The sequence below is a fragment of the Ensifer sp. KUDG1 genome (assembly GCF_050434285.1).
Classification (GTDB): Bacteria; Pseudomonadota; Alphaproteobacteria; order Rhizobiales; family Rhizobiaceae; genus Ensifer.
On the sequence record NZ_JBNDIG010000006.1, the window covers coordinates 1 to 15,884 of the forward strand.

A 15,884-nucleotide genomic window follows, 5' to 3' on the forward strand; every position below is an offset into this window, starting at 1 on the left:
CGCACGATCAGGATGTCGAGACCTTCGACCAGTTCGGGCTTCAGCGACGAGGCGGCAGCCAGCGCCGGATAGCAGATTGCCGGGCGCAGGTTGGCGAAGAGTTCGAGGTCCTTGCGCAGGCGCAGCAGGCCCGCTTCCGGGCGAACCTCGTAGGGCACCGCATCCCACTTCGGACCGCCGACGGCGCCGAACAGCACCGCGTCGGCGGCGAGCGCCTTTGCCATGTCCTCTTCCGAGATCGCCTGGCCGTGGGCGTCATAGGCCGAACCGCCGACCAGGCCCTCGTCCGTCACGAAGCCGGCGGAAAGCTCGGCGTTCATGTAGGCGATGATTTTGCGGACTTCCGCCATGGCTTCCGGGCCAATGCCGTCGCCGGGGAGGATGAAAAGTTTGCGGGCCATTGTCGGCACTCCTGTGGTTTTCAGTCGGTGTAAAGCGGCACGGCCGCGATGATGATGATGAGGGCTAGACCGCTGCCTTCGCGCCTTCGATCTGCCCGATGCGCTCGCGCAGCGTGTTGGCGACAGCCTGCGAGGCGGGAGCGAGGGCGATTTCAAGATTGGCGTTGCCGCCGTCTACCTCGATCGCGAGTTTCGAGACGCTGACGCCGAGCCGGCGAACGATGTCGAGCAGGCGGGAAACGATGTTTTCGAGATCGCCGCTTTCGATGGTGTAACGCATCGTGTCGCTCATCATGCGACCTTCGGCCATGGGCGCTGTTCCGGGCGCATGGTTTCGAAGGTACGGGCAAGGCGCAGCACGCCGATATCGTCGAACTGCTGGCCGATGATCTGCAGGCCGATCGGCAGGCCGCCTGAGGTGTAACCGCAGTTGAGCGAGATTGCCGGCTGGCCGCCCATGTTGACGGCGACGGTGAAGGCGATGTGTTCGAACGGCTTCTGCGGGTCGTTGACCGGCGAGGCCCATTCGGCCGGGTAAGATGCGGTGGGTGCGGTCGGCGACAGGATGAAGTCATAGCCGGAAAGTGCCGCATGCAGCGCGTTGCGCATGGCGTCGATCTGGGCGAAGCCGGTATAGACCTCGCGGCCGGAGAAATTCTCGGCCGTTTTGATCCAGTCGAAGATATAGGGCAGGATCTGCGCCTGCTTTTCCGGCGAAAGGCGCGACACGTCTTCCCAGCCGCGCGCCCGCCAGAACCGGTCGAGTCCGTCGATCATTTCGCGCGTCAGGAACGGGCCCACCGGCTCGATGATCGCGCCGGCATCGGCGAAGAGCTTGGCTGCCCGCTTAACCGCGTGTTCCGTTTCCTCAGTCACTGCCTGGCCGAAACCGGCGTCGAGCCAGAGGCCGATCTTCAGGCCCTTCAGATCGCGGCCAAGGTCGAGCCAAGGGATATCGGCATAGGGCAGGGCCATCGTGTCGCGGGCGTCGGGCTTCGAGAGCACCGACATGTAGAGCGCCGTGTCGGCGACCGTCCGTGTCATCGGCCCGGCGACGCGGCCGATGAAGGGCGGGTTGATCGGCACGCGGCCGGCCGAAGGCTTCAGCCCAACGATGCCGCACCAGCCGGCGGGCAGACGAACGGAGCCGCCGATATCCGTGCCGATGTGCAAAGGCCCATAACCGGCCGCTGCTGCCGCGCCCGCGCCGGCGCTTGAGCCACCGGGATTGGCCGAGAGGTCCCACGGGTTGCGGGCCAGCTTGTGGAAACTGGAAAGGCCCGAAGAGAGCATGCCGTAATCGGGCATGGTGGTCTTGGCGAGCAGAATGCCACCCGCCTCGCGGGTGCGGGCTGCCGGCGGCGCGTCCGCGGCAGCCGGCGCCAGCGACACGGCGGCGCAGCCGAGCGGTACGGCCGTGCCCTTCGTTGCAATGTTCTCCTTGATCGTTACCGGCACGCCGTCGATTGCACCCAGAGGCTCACCCTTTGCCCAGCGTTCCTCCGACGCCCTGGCGGCCTTGCGCGCCTCAGTCGGATCATAGGCCCAGAGCGCATTCAGCTTCGGCTCGGAAGCGTCGATGCGGGCAATGACGGCTTCCGTGACCTCGACGGGGGAAAGCTTCTTCGAGCGGTAGGCGTCGACGAGATCGACGGCGGAGAGATCGGCGAGTTCGGACATGGGGCACTTCCTAGGCAAAATGGCAGCGGGCGGACCAGGCCGGCGTTACCGGCTTGGCCTCAGGCGTTCGGCTCAGACAGATCTCCTGTCTCGCGGGACAGACGGCGGCATAGGCGCAGCCGGCTGCGGTCGTTGCGGTATGGACGGGCGTTTGCGGTGGCCCATCGGAGCGCACGCGCTTGCGGCGCCCAGAAAACGGCTTGGGCACGGCGGCGACCAGCGCCTGGGTGTAAGGATGGCGGGGGTTGTCGAACACCTCTGATGTCGGCCCTTCCTCGACGATGCGGCCGAGATGCATGACCGCGACCCTATCGGTGATGGCGCGCACGACCCCAAGATCGTGGCTGATGAAGAGGTAGGAGAGGCCAAGCTTTTCCTGCAGGTCCATCATCAGGTTCAAAACCTGCGCCTGGATCGAGACATCGAGGGCCGACACCGGTTCGTCGGCGACGATCAGCGCCGGCCTGGTGATCAGCGCCCGGGCAATGGCGATGCGCTGGCGCTGGCCGCCGGAGAATTCGTGCGGATACTTGTCGGCCGACGCCAGCGGCAGGCCGACCGCCTCCAGCACCTCGGCGATGCGGCGGTTGCGCTCTGTGGTGCCGGTCCCGCGCTCCAGCGAAACGATCGGCTCGGAGATGATTGTCCTCACCGTGTGGCGCGGATCGAGTGAACCATAGGGATCCTGGAAGATCGCCTGAAAGCCCTTGCGCGCCTCGCGCAGTCCGGCGCGATCGAGCGCATAGATATCCTTGCCGGCAATCGAGACCTGGCCGGACTGAGGCCGTTCCAGCCCCATCACGGCGCGGGCCAGGGTCGATTTGCCGGAGCCGCTTTCGCCGACGATGCCGAGGCTCTGGCCAGCGGCGAGTTCGACGCTCACGCCATGGAGCACGCGCAGACGGCTTTGCTTCGAGAAGATCGACGGACGCGGCAGGTCGTATTCGCGCACCAGATCGGTGGTCTTGAGGATTACCTCGCTCACGATGCCACCATCCTTTCGCGCGGATGAAAGCAGGCGGCGCGATGCTCGACATTTTCATCGGTATTGATCAGGTCCAACGCCGGGATCGCCAGGCGACAGTCCGGTTGGGCATAGGAACAGCGGTCGGCAAAGGAGCAATGCGGCGGCCGGCCAAACGGGTCAGGCACGATGCCGGGAATGGCGTTCAGTCTTGGCCGCCCTTCACTTGGATGTCGCGGGGCGAGTGCTGCGCCATGCGGTGAGGCGGCGAAAAGGCCGCGGGCATAGGGATGCGCCATGCGGGCAAAGACGTCATCCGTGCGCCCGGTTTCGATGATGCGGCCGGCATACATGACGGCGATGCGGTCGGTCATCTCCGAGACGACGCCGAGATCGTGCGTGATCAGCATAAGCGCCGTGCCGGTGTCTTCGATGAGTTCGTCGAGCAGGTCGAGGATCTGCGCCTGCACGGTGACGTCGAGCGCGGTCGTCGGCTCGTCGGCGATCAGCAGGTCCGGCTCGCAGGCGATCGCCATGGCGATCATCACGCGCTGGCGTTGACCGCCGGAGAGCTGATGCGGATAGAGGTCCAGATCGAAGCGCGGCGCCGGCAGGCCGACGCGGTCGAGCAGCGCGCGCGCCTTCTTCTCGGCATCGGCTTTCGTTTCGCCGAGGTGCAGCCGCCGACCCTCGGCGATCTGCGCGCCGATCGACTTGACCGGATTGAGCGCGGTCATCGGCTCCTGGAAGATCATCGCCATGCGCCGGCCGCGATAGCCGCAATAGTCGGCTTCGCCCAAGCCCGCGAGATTGCGGCCGTCGAAGGAAAGTTCGCCACGCACCCGCATGCGCTGCGGCAGCAGCCCCATGACGGCAAGGGCGGTCATCGACTTGCCGCTGCCGGATTCGCCAACGATGCCGAGGCGTTCGCCGCGATTGAGCTCGAGGTCGATGTCGCAGACGATATCAACCGTGTTCTTGCCGGCTGCGAGTTCGACCGACATGCCGGCCATGTGAAGCAAGGGTTTGGTCATCGTTGCCGCCTCACACGCGGATCGAGAATGTCGCGCAGGCCGTCACCGAGCAGATTGAGGCCGAGCACGGCGAATGTGATCGCCAGCCCCGGGAAGATCGCGAGCCACGGTGCCTGATAGATGAAGGTCTGGGCGTCGTTCAGCATCTTGCCCCAGCTCGGCATCGGCGGCTGGGTGCCGAGTCCGACATAGGAAAGGCCGGCTTCGGCGACGATTGCCAAGGCGAACTGGATCGTCACCTGGACGAGCAGCACGTGGTTGATGTTGGGCAGGATGTGCAGAAGCGTGATCGACACGTCGCCACGGCCGGCGCAGCGGGCGGCCTGCACATATTCGCGCTTCCAGAGGCCCATCGAGGCGCCGCGTGTGACGCGGGCAAAGACCGGGATGTTGAAGATGCCGATCGCGATCATCGCATTGACAGCACCAGGCCCGAAGATGGCGGTGATAATGACGGCGGTCAGAAGCGCCGGGAAGGCGAAGGCAAGGTCGCTCATGCGCATGACGAGGCCGTCGACCCACCCGCCGCGGGCGGCCGCCCAGGCGCCGAGCGGTACGCCGATGCCGGCGCCGACGAGCACCGCGACGATCGAGACCGAAATCGAGTTGCGGGCGCCGACCATGATCATCGACAGGATGTCGCGGCCGAAATTGTCGGTGCCGAACCAATGGGCAAGGCTCGGACCCTGCAGCTTGTCGCGGAAGTTCATCGCCGTCGGCGAATAGGGCGTCCAGACATAGGAGACGAGCGCCATCGCCACCAGGATGAGGGTAACGGTAGCGCCGATCGTCAGATTTCGGCTGCCGATGAGCTTGGAGAAGAGGCTGGGTTGCGCGGCGGCTGCGGGAGTGGACATCAGTGGCCTCCCCTCGACAGGCGCGGATCCAGATAGCCGTAGACCAGATCGACGAGGAAATTGATGGTGATGACGGAAGCCGCAAGCAGCGTCACCAGCGTCTGGACCGTCACGAGATCGCGCTGCGCGATCGCCTGAAAGACGAGGCGGCCGATGCCCGGCAGGTTGAAGACGTTCTCGATGATGATCGTACCGGCAAGCAGGAAGGAGAACTGCAGGCCGATGATGGTCACCACAGGGATCAGCGCGTTCGGCACCGCGTGTTTCCAGAGTGCCCCCGAGCGGCTGAGCCCCTTGGCCCGGGCCGTGCGGATGAAGTCCTCGCCGAGCGTTTCGATGACCGCCGAGCGGGTGACGCGGCCGAGAATGGCGGCAAGCGGCAGGCCGAGCGCGAGCGCTGGCAGGATGAGCGAGTGCAGGCCGTTCCAGATACCGCCTTCCCAGCCGGCAAAGCCGGAGGCCGGGAACCAAGCGAGCTTCAGGGCAAAGAGCAGGATGAAGAGAAGCGCCAGCCAGAAATTGGGGATGGCGACGCCGACCTGAGCGATGCCCATCACGACGGTGTCGCCGGCCTTGCCGCGGTTGGCGGCGGCATAGACGCCGATGGCGATGGCGACGACGACGGAGATCGCCATGGAGAGCAGCGCCAGCGGCAGCGTCACCAGGATGCGGGGGCCGAGCAGTTCGCGGATCGGCACCGAATAGGTGAGGCTCATGCCGAAATCGCCGACGACGAAGCCGCCGATCCATTGGAGGTAGCGGATCCAGATCGGCTGGTCGAGGCCGAGCTGCCGGTGCAGCGCCGCGATCGCGTCGGCGTCGGCATTCATGCCGAGCATCAGCACGGCCGGGTCGCCGGGCAGCACCTGCATCAGCAGAAAGACGATGACTGAGGCAACCAGTGTCGTCAGCAAGAGCGACACGAGGCGACCGCCAATGAAGGAAATCACATCAACCTCCCGGAATGAGCAAGCGTTGATCGGTGCCGGGTGCGGCGATCAACGGCAGATCTGCGTCCACTCCCTCAGCGAAGGAGCGGATGCCAGAGCGGGGTGCGGTTTTCCGGCCGCATCCCGCTCAATGAACGTCGATCAGTTTTCCCAATAGGTCTGGGTCTGGTCGTCGGCCGGTACCGGCATGTTCTTCCAAAGGCCCTTCACCTTCTTGTTCCAGACGCCGATCTTCGGCAGCGCGTAGAGGAAGACGTTCGGTTCGTCGGCTGCCAGCTTGCGCTGGAGCTGGCCGATCAGGTCCATCTGCTCGGCCTCGGTCGAGGCAAGCGTGTAGGACTTGTAGAGCGCCTTGTATTCCGGGTTCTGGTAGTTGAAGTAGTACTTGTCGCGGGCATAGATATCGAGGTCGCGAGCTTCCGCATGGGCGATGATCGTCGCGTCGAAGTTGGAGTTCTTGAACACCTGGTCCAGCCATTGTGCGAACTCGATCGGCACGAGGTTCACCTTGATGCCGACTTCGGCAAGCATGGCCGCGATGATCTCGCCGCCACGGCGGGCATAGGCCGGCGGCGGCAGCATGATGGTGATTTCGAGGTTCTGAACGCCTGCTTCCTGCAGCAGTTGCTGCGCCTTGCCCGGGTCATAGGGGTAGGTTTCGTTGAGATCGACATAGCCGGGCTCGACCGGCGAATAATGCGAGCCGATGGTCGTGCCGAAGCCCGAATAGGTGCCTTCGACCAGCGCCTTGCGGTCGATCGCATGGGCAAGCGCCTGACGGACGCGCACGTCGTCGAAGGGCTTCTTCGCATTGTTGAGCGCGAGAACCACCTTGCCCGAGGTGCTGCCGACCTCGACCTGAAGGTTCGGATCACTCTGGAACTGGCTCACCAGTTCTGCGGCCTGAAACATCGGGAAAGCATCGACGTTGCCGGCAAGAACGGCGGCGGCTGCAGCCGACGGGTCGCTGATGAACTTGAAGGTGACTTCGCTGAGCTTGGCCGGCTCGCCCCAATAGTCGGCGTTCTTTTCAAGCACCACCTTGTCGCCCTTTGCCCATTCCTTGAACTTGAACGGGCCGGTGCCGACCGGCTTGGTCTTGTTGTCGGCGGCCGACGACGGCGCGATCATCACCGCGTCGCCCCAGGCCATGTTGAACAGGAAGTTGGAGGCCGGGCGCTTCAGCGTCACGACCGCGGTTGCCGGATCAGGGCATTCGGTCTTTTCGATCGGCTCGAACAGGCCCTTCTGAGCGTTGGTGGAATCGGCCGAGACGGCGCGCTCATAGGAGAACTTCACGACCGAGCAGTCGAAGGCGGTGCCGTCGTGGAACTTGACGCCCTGGCGAAGCTTGAAGCTGTAGGTCTTCTGGTCGTCGGAGACCGTCCAGCTTTCGGCGAGCAGCGGCTTCACCGTGCCGTCTTCGACCACGCGGACGAGACCTTCAAAGAGGTTGCCGTAGGTGATGTAGCGGATCGGTGCGGCGGCACCCGCGGTCGGGTCGAGGCCCGGCGGTTCGAGCACCTGGCCGACGGTGATCGTATCCTTGGCCATTGCCGGCGTCAGCGACGCGGCGATGAAGCACGAGGCAAGCGCCAGTTTCGTCAAGTTCATCATGGTTCCCCCGCTTTGCGGTTTCGTTGTTTATGGTCCCAGAAATCGGATCGATGCAATCAGATCGAGCGTCCGCCATCGACGTCGAGCGCCACGCCGGTGATCATCGAGGCCTGCGGCGAGGCGACGAAGAAGGCGGCCTCGGCGAGATCCTCGGGCTTCAGCAGGCGTCCGAGCGGAATGGAGTCGCGGAATTTCTTGCGGATTTCCTCGCTATCCTCGCCCATGAATGTGGTCAGCAGCGGCGTTTCGCCGGCAACCGGATTGAGCGCGACGACGCGGATATTGAAGGGAGCGAGTTCGATCGCCAGCGCCTTAGTAACCGAGACGACCCAGCCCTTGGTGGCGTTGTACCAGGCAAGGTTCGGCCGCGGCCGGTTGGCGCCCGTCGAAGCGATGTTGACGATGACGCCGGCCTTGTTGTCCTTCATGTGTGGCAGCAGCGCCCGCGTCATCAGATAGACGCCGCGCACATTGACGCCGAGGATGCGGTCGAACTCGTCGGGCTCGACCAGTTCGGCATTTTGCGGCTTGTGGCCGATGCCGGCATTGTTGATCAGGATATCGACGCGTCCGAACTGCTTGAGGCCTGCGGCAACGGCAGCCGCGACATCCGTCTCCTTGGCGATATCGGCAACCACGGGAAATGCGTTCTTGCCGAGTTCCTTGGCGACGCGCTCGGCGCCTGACGCATCGCGGTCGACGACGATGACCTTCGCGCCGCCTTCGATGAAGCGCTTCGCAATGCCCTCGCCGAAGCCGGAGCCTGCGCCGGTAATGAGAGCGACCTTACCTTCTAGTGACACGTGTAGTTCCTCCCGAGGAGACTTGGATCATGGGTTAGAGCGGGCTGCGGGCGGAAGACCGCACACACTTTTCCTCATCCCGCTCTAGCCGTGGTAGACAGAGATGGTTTTCATGCTGGCAAAGCCGTAGAGGGCCTCGAAACCCTTCTCGCGGCCATGGCCGGATTTCTTGACGCCGCCGAAAGGCAGCTCGACGCCGCCGCCGGCGCCGTAATTGTTGATGAACACCTGGCCGGCGTGCACGGCGCGCGCCATCCGCAACTGCCGTCCGCCGTCGTTGGTCCAGACGCCACAGACGAGACCGTAGGCAGTGCCGTTGGCAAGGCGGACAGCCTCTTCTTCACCGTCGAACGGCATGATCACCTGCACCGGGCCGAAGATTTCTTCCTGCACCGTGCGGTGTTGATGCGGCACGTCGCGCAGAAGGGTAGGGGCGACATAAGCGCCTTCCGAGGGCGCGTCGGCGACGATCTCGCCCTGCGCCGCGACCTTCAGGCCATCCTTGGCCGCGTCTGCGAGGAAGCCCTCGACGATCGCCTTCTGCCTTTGCGAGACGACCGGGCCAACCGAGAGATCGCTACCGGCCGGACCGACCTTCAGCGCGCGATATCGCTCGCTCATGCGCGCCACCACGTCTTCGTAGACGGCGCGTTCGACCAGGATGCGCGACGAGGCCGAGCAGGTCTGGCCGGCATTCTGGATGCCGGCATTGACGAGGAAGGGGATTGCGCGGTCGAGATCCGCATCGGCAAAGACGATCTGTGCCGACTTGCCGCCGAGCTCCAGCGTCACCGGCACGGCATTCTTTGCCGCTGCCGCCTGCACCATTTCGCCTGTGCGCACCGACCCGGTGAACGAGATGTGGTTGACGTCAGGGTGTTCGGAAAGGGCCGCACCCGCCTCCGAGCCGAAGCCGGTGACGATGTTGAGTGCGCCTGAAGGCAGGCCCTCTTCCTCGGCGATGCGGGCGAATTCGAGGATTGTCAGGCAGGCCTCTTCGGCCGGCTTGACGACGGCAGCGTTGCCCATGGCAAGAGCAGCACCGAGGCTGCGGCCGAGGATCTGCATCGGATAGTTCCAGGGGATGATATGGCCCGTGACGCCATGCGGCTCGTAGACGGTCAGTACGGTGAAGCCGTTCTGATAGGGGATGGTGTCGCCATGCACCTTGTCGGCAGCGCCGCCATAGAACTCGAGATAGCGGGCAAGTGCCACGACGTCGGCGCGCGCTTGCGTCAGCGGCTTGCCGACATCGCGCGCCTCAAGTTCCGTCAGGAGGTCGATGTTGCGCAGCACGCCCGCGGAAATCCGGGTCAGAACCCGGCCGCGCTCGGTCGGCGTCAAACGCCCCCAGTCACCGGAAAGCGCTGCGCGTGCCGAACGCACGGCGAGGTCGATATCATCCCGGGTGCCCCGGGCGATGCGTGCGAATTCCTGGCCGTTGGAAGGGTCCCTGACGGCAATGAACTCGCCGTTCGTTGCGTCCTGCCACTTGTTCGCGATGAAATTGCCGTAGGTCTTCACAGTCATGCCTCTTTGTCAGTCCCGCGCTCTTCAAGCAGCGCCTTCAGTCTCATGGCCGTCGCGTTGATGTGGGCGCGGGCCAGCTTCTCGGATTCATCAAGGTTGCGTGCGGCGATCGCCTCGACGATCAGCCCGTGTTCGGCGACGGCCGTGCTCGCCCGTTCGCTGGAAAGCGAAAACGCCGGCGCAAAGACCTGCGAGGTCATGCGCAGCAGCGGCCCGAGCGGTGCCAGCGACGCATTGCGCGAGGCGGCAACGATCGCCTCGTGAAAGACGACGTTGGATTGGGTGTAGGCGCCCGGATCCCAGTTCTCGACGATCTTACGCTGGCGTTCGACCTGCTTGGCCAGGTCCTTGATCTCGGCAGTCGTTGCCCGCTCGGCGGCGTTGCGTGCCGCCACCCCGTCCATCGCCTCGCGCACCGCATAGGCGTCCAGCAGCTTCGGCAGGTCGGCGGTCGCGACCCGCACGCCGCTGCCCGGCTTGTTGACCACCAGCCCGTCGCGCTCGAGCACCCGCAGCGCCTCGCGCAGCGGCGTGCGGCTGATGCCGAATTCGGCGGCGATCTTCTCCTGCCGGAGCGTCGCCCCGGGGGCGTAGACGCCGGCATAGATGCGTTCGCGAAGGGCCTGCGCCACTTCGTCGAGCAGCCGTGACTGGCTTCGCCATTCAAAGGATTGGTTCATCGATCCCTTCCAAGATCGAGGCAAATTGTATCCAGGATACAGACTGTGTCAATCCGGTGATGGCATCTAAGTCTCAGGGATTGTCAGCAAGCGCTGGCGATGCCGTCGGCTCCGGCAATCCCGACTTGTGCCGCCGCGTTGACGCGCCGCTCGCCGCGGCTTCTATTAGACACAGCTATGGTAGGAGGTCGGCCGTGCAGATGCTTGATTGGATTGCGATTATCCTGTTCCTCGTGACCTGGGTGGGACTGGAGCCGATGATGGCGCTTGGCTGGCCGCGCCGGACTGACAGCCTGATGCTGGACATGGTGCGGGTCCGGCAGGCCTGGATGCGCGAGGTGCTGACGCGGGACAGCAACTTCATCGGTGACGCCGCCATCCTCGGTCACACGATCAACTCGGCCTCGTTCTTCGGTTCGGCCAATCTCATCGTCATCGTCGCCATGAGCAGCGCGCTCTTCATCCAGCCGACGATCGGTCTTCAATCGGGCATCATCGCGATGTTTGCGCCGATCGAGCCGCTGTGGCTGTTTCAGTGCAAGGTGCTGCTCGTCATGGCGACCTTGCTGCGCGGGCTGTCCGAATTCATCTGGGCGGTTCGGCAGATCAACTATTGCCTCGCGGCGATCGGCGCGAGTCCGTCGCGCGAAGAGGCCCGCGACATTGCCGCATGGGCCCACGCCCTGTCGCTGATGATCAATCCGGCCCTTCGCTCCTTCAGCCAGGGTGTCCGCTCCTACTATTTCACCGTGGCGGCGGCGCTCTGGTTCCTGGGGCCGATCGCCTTTGTTATCGCCATCGTCGGCTCGGTCGCGCTTCTCGTCTGGAGACACAGTTGGTCGGATACGGCCAAGGGCGTGATGGAAGTGCGCAGGCTGCTCGACGAGAGCCATCCGGTGGCCGCAGCGGCAGAACCCTCAACAGCCGTCCATTCTTCGGCGGCAAACAGCTGAGGGTTTTTGGCGTGACCAGTTGGAATCGGCCGGCGACGGTACCACCTAGTATCTGTAACGCTCTGGAGGCGGTCGCCCATGTCAGACAAACCGATCAAGATCCCCGGTCCCGATCATCCGATCACCACCGAAAGAAACCCGGCCCGCGTCGTCGTCACACTCGGCGGGCGCGTCATTGCCGACACCCGCGATGCGCTGGCTCTGCGCGAGGCAACCTATCCCGCGGTGCAGTACATCCCGCGTGAGAATGTCGATATGTCCCTGCTTGAGCGCACGGATCATTCGTCCCATTGCCCCTATAAGGGTGACGCATCCTATTTCAGCATCCCCCTGGGCGGCGAGCGGTCGCGCAACGCCGTCTGGACCTATGAAAACCCCAACCCGGCAGTGGCCGCCATCAAGGGCCGGCTGGCCTTCTATCCAGACCGGGTCGATTCGATCGAAGAGATCCAGCCCTAGAGCTTCGGCCTCAACTGAACGTCTGCATTCACGCGAACGGCGACACCTTTGCCGCAGGGTCACGCGTCGCGAAGCCGAAACGTCTCGCGCACGGCCTTCAAGAATTCCGCCACTTTCGGCAGGTCGCCGAGTTGCTGGTGGAAGAGATAGTAAATGTGGGTGGACGGCCCGGACCACGCGGGAAGAACCGGAACGAGCCGTCCGGTTGAGACGCCGTCGGCGGCAAGCGCTTCGCTGAGCATGCCGATGCCGAGACCCTCGGCGATCAGCCGCTCGCTGATCGCCGGATCGTCGACGACGATCGACGGCGGGCGCTCCAGGATAAACTGCCTGTTGCCGTCCGAAAGCACCCAATGGGCAAGGTCCCGCCGCATGCGCGTCCGGTAGGCGATCAGCGCCACATGCATCAGGTCTTCCGGAGACGAGAGCGCCAATCCGGCGGAATAGGCAGGAGCGGCATAGAGGCGCGGCGCGATCGTTGCGATCTTCCGATAGATCATCTCGCTGTCGACCGGCTGTCCCATCCTCAAGGCCACGTCGACGCCTTCGCCGATCAGGTCGACATTCTGGTGGGTGGTCTGCACGTCGACCTGCACCTCGGGGCAAAGCGCCGCATAGCGCTTCAGGATCGGTGGCAGGAAGGTGCGGGCAAAGGCGACTGATGTGGCGACACGCAGGCGCCCGCGCGCCGTACCGTCGGCGGGCTGGAAGCCGGCGATGCCGCGGTCGATGAGTTCGACGGCGCCGCCGACCGACTCCAGCAGGTGCTTTCCGGCCTCGGTCAAGGAGACCCGACGGGTGGAGCGCAGCAGCAGGGCGACGCCAAGGGCGGCCTCAAGCTCGCCCAGGCGCCGGCTGACCGTGCTCGGTGGCAGGTGCAGGCGAAGCGCTGCTGAGGAAAAGCTCTCGGAGCGGGCGACCTCGAGGAAAATCCTGAGGCTGTTGAGATCGGCAGATTGGGGGGATTTCATGCGTTTCCGGAACAATCACTTCCACGATCGCAGGATAATCGACCGGCGGTTGAATTGATAGCGTCTCGGCATCCAATCGAAGGAGCCGATCATGACCACCCGCAGACAAGCTTTGGGCCTTCTTGCCGCCACCGCCCTGTTACCGCTCGCACCGCGTTTCGCCTTTTCCGCCGCGCCGTTCTCGACCGTCGCCAATGCCGGTTACTATCGTTTCCGCTTCGGAAAGTTCGAAGTCACCGCCTTGTCGGACGGCACCGTGTCGTTGCCGATGACGAAGATCTATCAGAACGAACCGGAAGCCGAACTGCAGCGCAGGCTGGAGGCGAATTTCCTCGGCAAGGAGCCGCATCTGTCCATCAACGCCTATCTCGTTAACGACGGCGAGCGGCTGGTGCTGATCGATGCCGGATCGGGAACCCTGCTGGGTGCTGCCGCCGGCAAGCTCGTACGGCATCTCACCGCCTCCGGCTACCGCGCCGACCAGGTCGACGCCGTGATCCTGACCCATGTGCACGCCGACCATTCCGGCGGCCTCATTGTCGACGGCAAGCCGCAATTTCCGAACGCGGAGATCCATCTCGCCGACCGCGAATACCGCTACTGGATCGAGCGCGAGGGCGTAACGGCGCTGACCGAGGCGCAGAAGACCGATTTCCAGCGGGCACACTACGCCCTTACTCCCTACATCGCCGCCGGAAAGGTGAAGCGGTTCGCCGACAATGGCGACGTCTTGCCGAACCTCGGATCGGCACTGCGCGCCGGGCACACGCCCGGGCATTCCGCGATCGTGCTGAAAACGGATGACGGCCAGCGCCTCGTCTTCTGGGGGGACGTCATTCACGGGGATTACATCCAGTTCGACACGCCCGATGTCTTCGTCAGCTTCGACGTCGACGGCACCGCGGCGGCAGCGACGCGTGCCGTGGCGCTGGCGGATGCGGCCGATGGGCGATACCTCGTTGCCGGCGCGCATTTGCCGTTCCCCGGCGTCGGCCATGTGGCGCGCGACGAAACGCTCTATCGCTTCGTCCCCTGGAACTACGTCGAGTAGCGGGGGCTGTGTCGGCCCGGTCTACGAGATGACGTTGCGGATGAAGGTCACGACGTTGTCGCCGTCGTTGATGTAGGCATAGGCCTGGGCCGAGCTGTAGACGGTATGGGTGCCGCTTGCGTAGCGCTTGCGCTCGCCCGAGAGCTCGAGCGTCAGGGCGCCTTCCGTCACGAACAGCATCTCATGCCATCCCTGCGGATCGGGCTCGGCGTCGTAGCGTTCGCCGGGCGCCAGCGACCAGAGCCACATCTGCGCCTCGTTCGTGGCCGGGATGGAGGCAAGCAGCCGCGCCTCGCTTTCCTTTTGCCGACCGCGCCAGGTCACCGCGTCGATGCTGCCGCCGGATTGTCGTTGCGGATCCCGGATGAGATCGATGAAGCCGACCTTCATGGCGGCTGCCAGTTTGTCGAGGCTGGAGAGGCTGATATTGGCGTCCCCACCTTCGACGGCCACGATCATGCGCCGGCTGATGCCGGACGCCTCGGCCAGTGCGGCTTGGCTGAGGCCCGCCGCCTGGCGGATCCGTTTCAGGTTTTCGGCGACGTGGGACAAAACGTCGGATCGATCTTGACTGTGCAATATATTGCTCATAACGTCTTTCTATACGGATCGACCACCAATTGCCACAGCTTTTCCAGGGGGCTCCGATATCAACGGAGTGTCTGTGCGGAGGCGTGTCAGTTCGTCGGTTCATGTCACAGCAGACGGCAATTCTCAACGAGAGCGCCGTGGCCGTCTCGACCATGGCACCGGCATGGTCGAGGCCATGCTTTCAACATTCGAAAGGTACTCCGCATGAAAATCCGCGACTTCGGCGTCGAGATCTGGATGAACCGCTATGAGAACCATTGCGAATGGAACCTCGCCGAAACCTGCGTCGAGTCGCTGACCGTCGCAGAGCTGATGGAGATGGCCGGCAAGACGGATACGATCCTTGCCGAACTGCTGCCGCTGAAACTGACCTATGGCGCGATCGAGGGATCCGAGCGGCTGCGCGGCCTGGTCGCGGGCCTCTATGCGAAACAGGGCATCGAAAACGTCGTCACCACCCATGGCGCGATCGGTGCCAACGCGCTGGTGCACGAGACGCTGGTCGAACCGGGCGACCGGGTGATCTCGGTGCTGCCGACCTACCAGCAGCACTATTCGATCCCCGAGAGCTACGGTGCCGATACGCAGATCCTGCGCCTGACGGAAGCGACCGGATTTCTGCCCGACCTCCAGGAATTGCAGCGGCTGGCGATCCCCGGGACCAAGCTGATTGCCATCAACAATCCCAACAACCCGACCGGGGCGCTGATGGACCGCGCCTATCTCGAAAGGATCGTCGAGATCGCGCGCGCTTGCGGCGCCTGGATCCTCTGCGACGAGGTCTATCGCGGCACGGATCAAGAGGGCAGCGGCCTGACCGCGTCGATCGCCGACCTCTATGAAAAGGGCATCAGCACCGGCAGCATGTCGAAGACCTTTTCGCTCGCCGGTCTCAGGCTCGGCTGGATCGTCGCGCCGCCGGAACTGATCCGGGCCGTTTCCGTCCATCGGGATTACAACACCATCAGCGTCGGCATGCTCGACGACCATTTCGCGGCCATCGCCCTTGAAAACAAGGACAAGATCCTTGCCCGCAGCCAGGCGATCACCCGCACCAACCTCGCCATTCTATCGGACTGGGTGGATGCTGAGCCGCTGATCTCCTGGGTCAAGCCGCAGTCGGGCACGACGGCGCTTCTGAAATACGACCTGCCGATGACGTCAGAGGCGTTCTGCCTGCAACTGCTTCAGCGAACCGGCGTGATGTTCACCCCGGGCAGCGCCATGGACATGGAGGGCTATCTCAGGATCGGCTATGCCAACAACGAAGGCATCCTGCGCGAAGGCTTGACGCGCGTCTCCGCGTTCCTGCGGGAGCAAAGGGTCGCCGCGGCGTGACGTTG

At 64.3% G+C, this 15,884-nt stretch carries 17 protein-coding genes; 4 read left to right on the forward strand and 13 right to left on the reverse strand.

The window, feature by feature from the left end; all coding sequences use genetic code 11:
- The 11 genes from M2267_RS16315 to M2267_RS16365 form a co-directional block, all read right to left on the reverse strand.
- A partial coding sequence (locus M2267_RS16315; protein WP_429115481.1) for an isocitrate/isopropylmalate family dehydrogenase occupies positions 1 to 401 on the reverse strand: 401 nt, incomplete at its 3' end.
- A 64-nt stretch (positions 402 to 465) separates the two neighbouring features.
- On the reverse strand, positions 466 to 711 hold the full coding sequence (locus M2267_RS16320) for a hypothetical protein (protein ID WP_429115483.1): 246 nt from the start codon (positions 709 to 711) through the stop codon (positions 466 to 468).
- Positions 693 to 2,081 carry an amidase gene (locus M2267_RS16325; RefSeq protein WP_429115485.1) on the reverse strand — a complete coding sequence of 463 codons (1,389 nt, stop codon included), beginning with the start codon at positions 2,079 to 2,081 and terminating at the stop codon, positions 693 to 695. Before M2267_RS16325 ends, M2267_RS16320 begins: the two co-directional genes overlap by 19 nt.
- 10 nt (positions 2,082 to 2,091) lie before the next feature.
- On the reverse strand, positions 2,092 to 3,066 hold the full coding sequence (locus M2267_RS16330) for an ABC transporter ATP-binding protein (RefSeq protein WP_429115487.1): 975 nt from the start codon (positions 3,064 to 3,066) through the stop codon (positions 2,092 to 2,094).
- Positions 3,063 to 4,079, reverse strand: a complete 1,017-nt coding sequence (locus M2267_RS16335) for an ABC transporter ATP-binding protein (RefSeq protein ID WP_429115489.1) — start codon at positions 4,077 to 4,079, stop codon at positions 3,063 to 3,065. The genes M2267_RS16330 and M2267_RS16335 overlap by 4 nt, the downstream gene beginning before the upstream one ends.
- Positions 4,076 to 4,936, reverse strand: coding sequence for an ABC transporter permease (locus M2267_RS16340; protein WP_429115490.1), 861 nt, complete (start codon positions 4,934 to 4,936; stop codon positions 4,076 to 4,078). Before M2267_RS16340 ends, M2267_RS16335 begins: the two co-directional genes overlap by 4 nt.
- Positions 4,936 to 5,886 carry an ABC transporter permease gene (locus M2267_RS16345; protein WP_429115492.1) on the reverse strand — a complete coding sequence of 317 codons (951 nt, stop codon included), beginning with the start codon at positions 5,884 to 5,886 and terminating at the stop codon, positions 4,936 to 4,938. Before M2267_RS16345 ends, M2267_RS16340 begins: the two co-directional genes overlap by 1 nt.
- Positions 5,887 to 6,027: 141 nt before the next feature.
- Positions 6,028 to 7,503: an ABC transporter substrate-binding protein gene (locus M2267_RS16350; protein WP_429115494.1), complete on the reverse strand. Its 1,476-nt coding sequence runs from the start codon at positions 7,501 to 7,503 to the stop codon at positions 6,028 to 6,030.
- 56 nt (positions 7,504 to 7,559) lie between these two features.
- Entirely contained in the window at positions 7,560 to 8,306 is a 747-nt protein-coding gene (locus M2267_RS16355; RefSeq protein ID WP_429115495.1) for a glucose 1-dehydrogenase, read from the reverse strand.
- An 84-nt stretch (positions 8,307 to 8,390) separates the two neighbouring features.
- Positions 8,391 to 9,836 (reverse strand): aldehyde dehydrogenase family protein, encoded by a 1,446-nt coding sequence (locus M2267_RS16360; RefSeq protein ID WP_429115497.1) that lies wholly within the window; start codon positions 9,834 to 9,836, stop codon positions 8,391 to 8,393.
- A complete protein-coding gene (locus tag M2267_RS16365; protein WP_043618673.1) occupies positions 9,833 to 10,516 on the reverse strand; it encodes a GntR family transcriptional regulator in 684 nt (227 codons plus the stop codon). The genes M2267_RS16360 and M2267_RS16365 overlap by 4 nt, the downstream gene beginning before the upstream one ends.
- A gap of 200 nt (positions 10,517 to 10,716) precedes the next feature.
- Here M2267_RS16365 and M2267_RS16370 point away from each other — a divergent pair, with 200 nt between their 5' ends.
- Both M2267_RS16370 and M2267_RS16375 read left to right on the forward strand, forming a co-directional pair.
- A complete protein-coding gene (locus M2267_RS16370; RefSeq protein WP_429115899.1) occupies positions 10,717 to 11,469 on the forward strand; it encodes a DUF599 domain-containing protein in 753 nt (250 codons plus the stop codon).
- A gap of 78 nt (positions 11,470 to 11,547) precedes the next feature.
- The gene (locus M2267_RS16375; protein WP_429115499.1) at positions 11,548 to 11,928 is read left to right on the forward strand and encodes a DUF427 domain-containing protein; all 381 of its coding nucleotides are present in this window, start codon (positions 11,548 to 11,550) and stop codon (positions 11,926 to 11,928) included.
- Positions 11,929 to 11,987: 59 nt separating this feature from the next.
- On the opposite strand, the gene M2267_RS16380 is transcribed toward M2267_RS16375, so the two are convergent.
- Entirely contained in the window at positions 11,988 to 12,899 is a 912-nt protein-coding gene (locus M2267_RS16380) for a LysR family transcriptional regulator (RefSeq protein ID WP_429115501.1), read from the reverse strand.
- 91 nt (positions 12,900 to 12,990) lie between these two features.
- Here M2267_RS16380 and M2267_RS16385 point away from each other — a divergent pair, with 91 nt between their 5' ends.
- Positions 12,991 to 13,950, forward strand: coding sequence for an MBL fold metallo-hydrolase (locus M2267_RS16385; RefSeq protein WP_429115503.1), 960 nt, complete (start codon positions 12,991 to 12,993; stop codon positions 13,948 to 13,950).
- Positions 13,951 to 13,971: 21 nt separating this feature from the next.
- Here M2267_RS16385 and M2267_RS16390 read toward each other — a convergent pair whose 3' ends face one another.
- On the reverse strand, positions 13,972 to 14,502 hold the full coding sequence (locus M2267_RS16390; protein WP_429115505.1) for a helix-turn-helix domain-containing protein: 531 nt from the start codon (positions 14,500 to 14,502) through the stop codon (positions 13,972 to 13,974).
- 243 nt (positions 14,503 to 14,745) lie between these two features.
- Between M2267_RS16390 and M2267_RS16395 the strand changes: the two genes are divergently transcribed.
- Positions 14,746 to 15,879: an aminotransferase gene (locus M2267_RS16395; protein ID WP_429115507.1), complete on the forward strand. Its 1,134-nt coding sequence runs from the start codon at positions 14,746 to 14,748 to the stop codon at positions 15,877 to 15,879.
- The last annotated feature ends 5 nt before the right edge of the window (positions 15,880 to 15,884 follow it).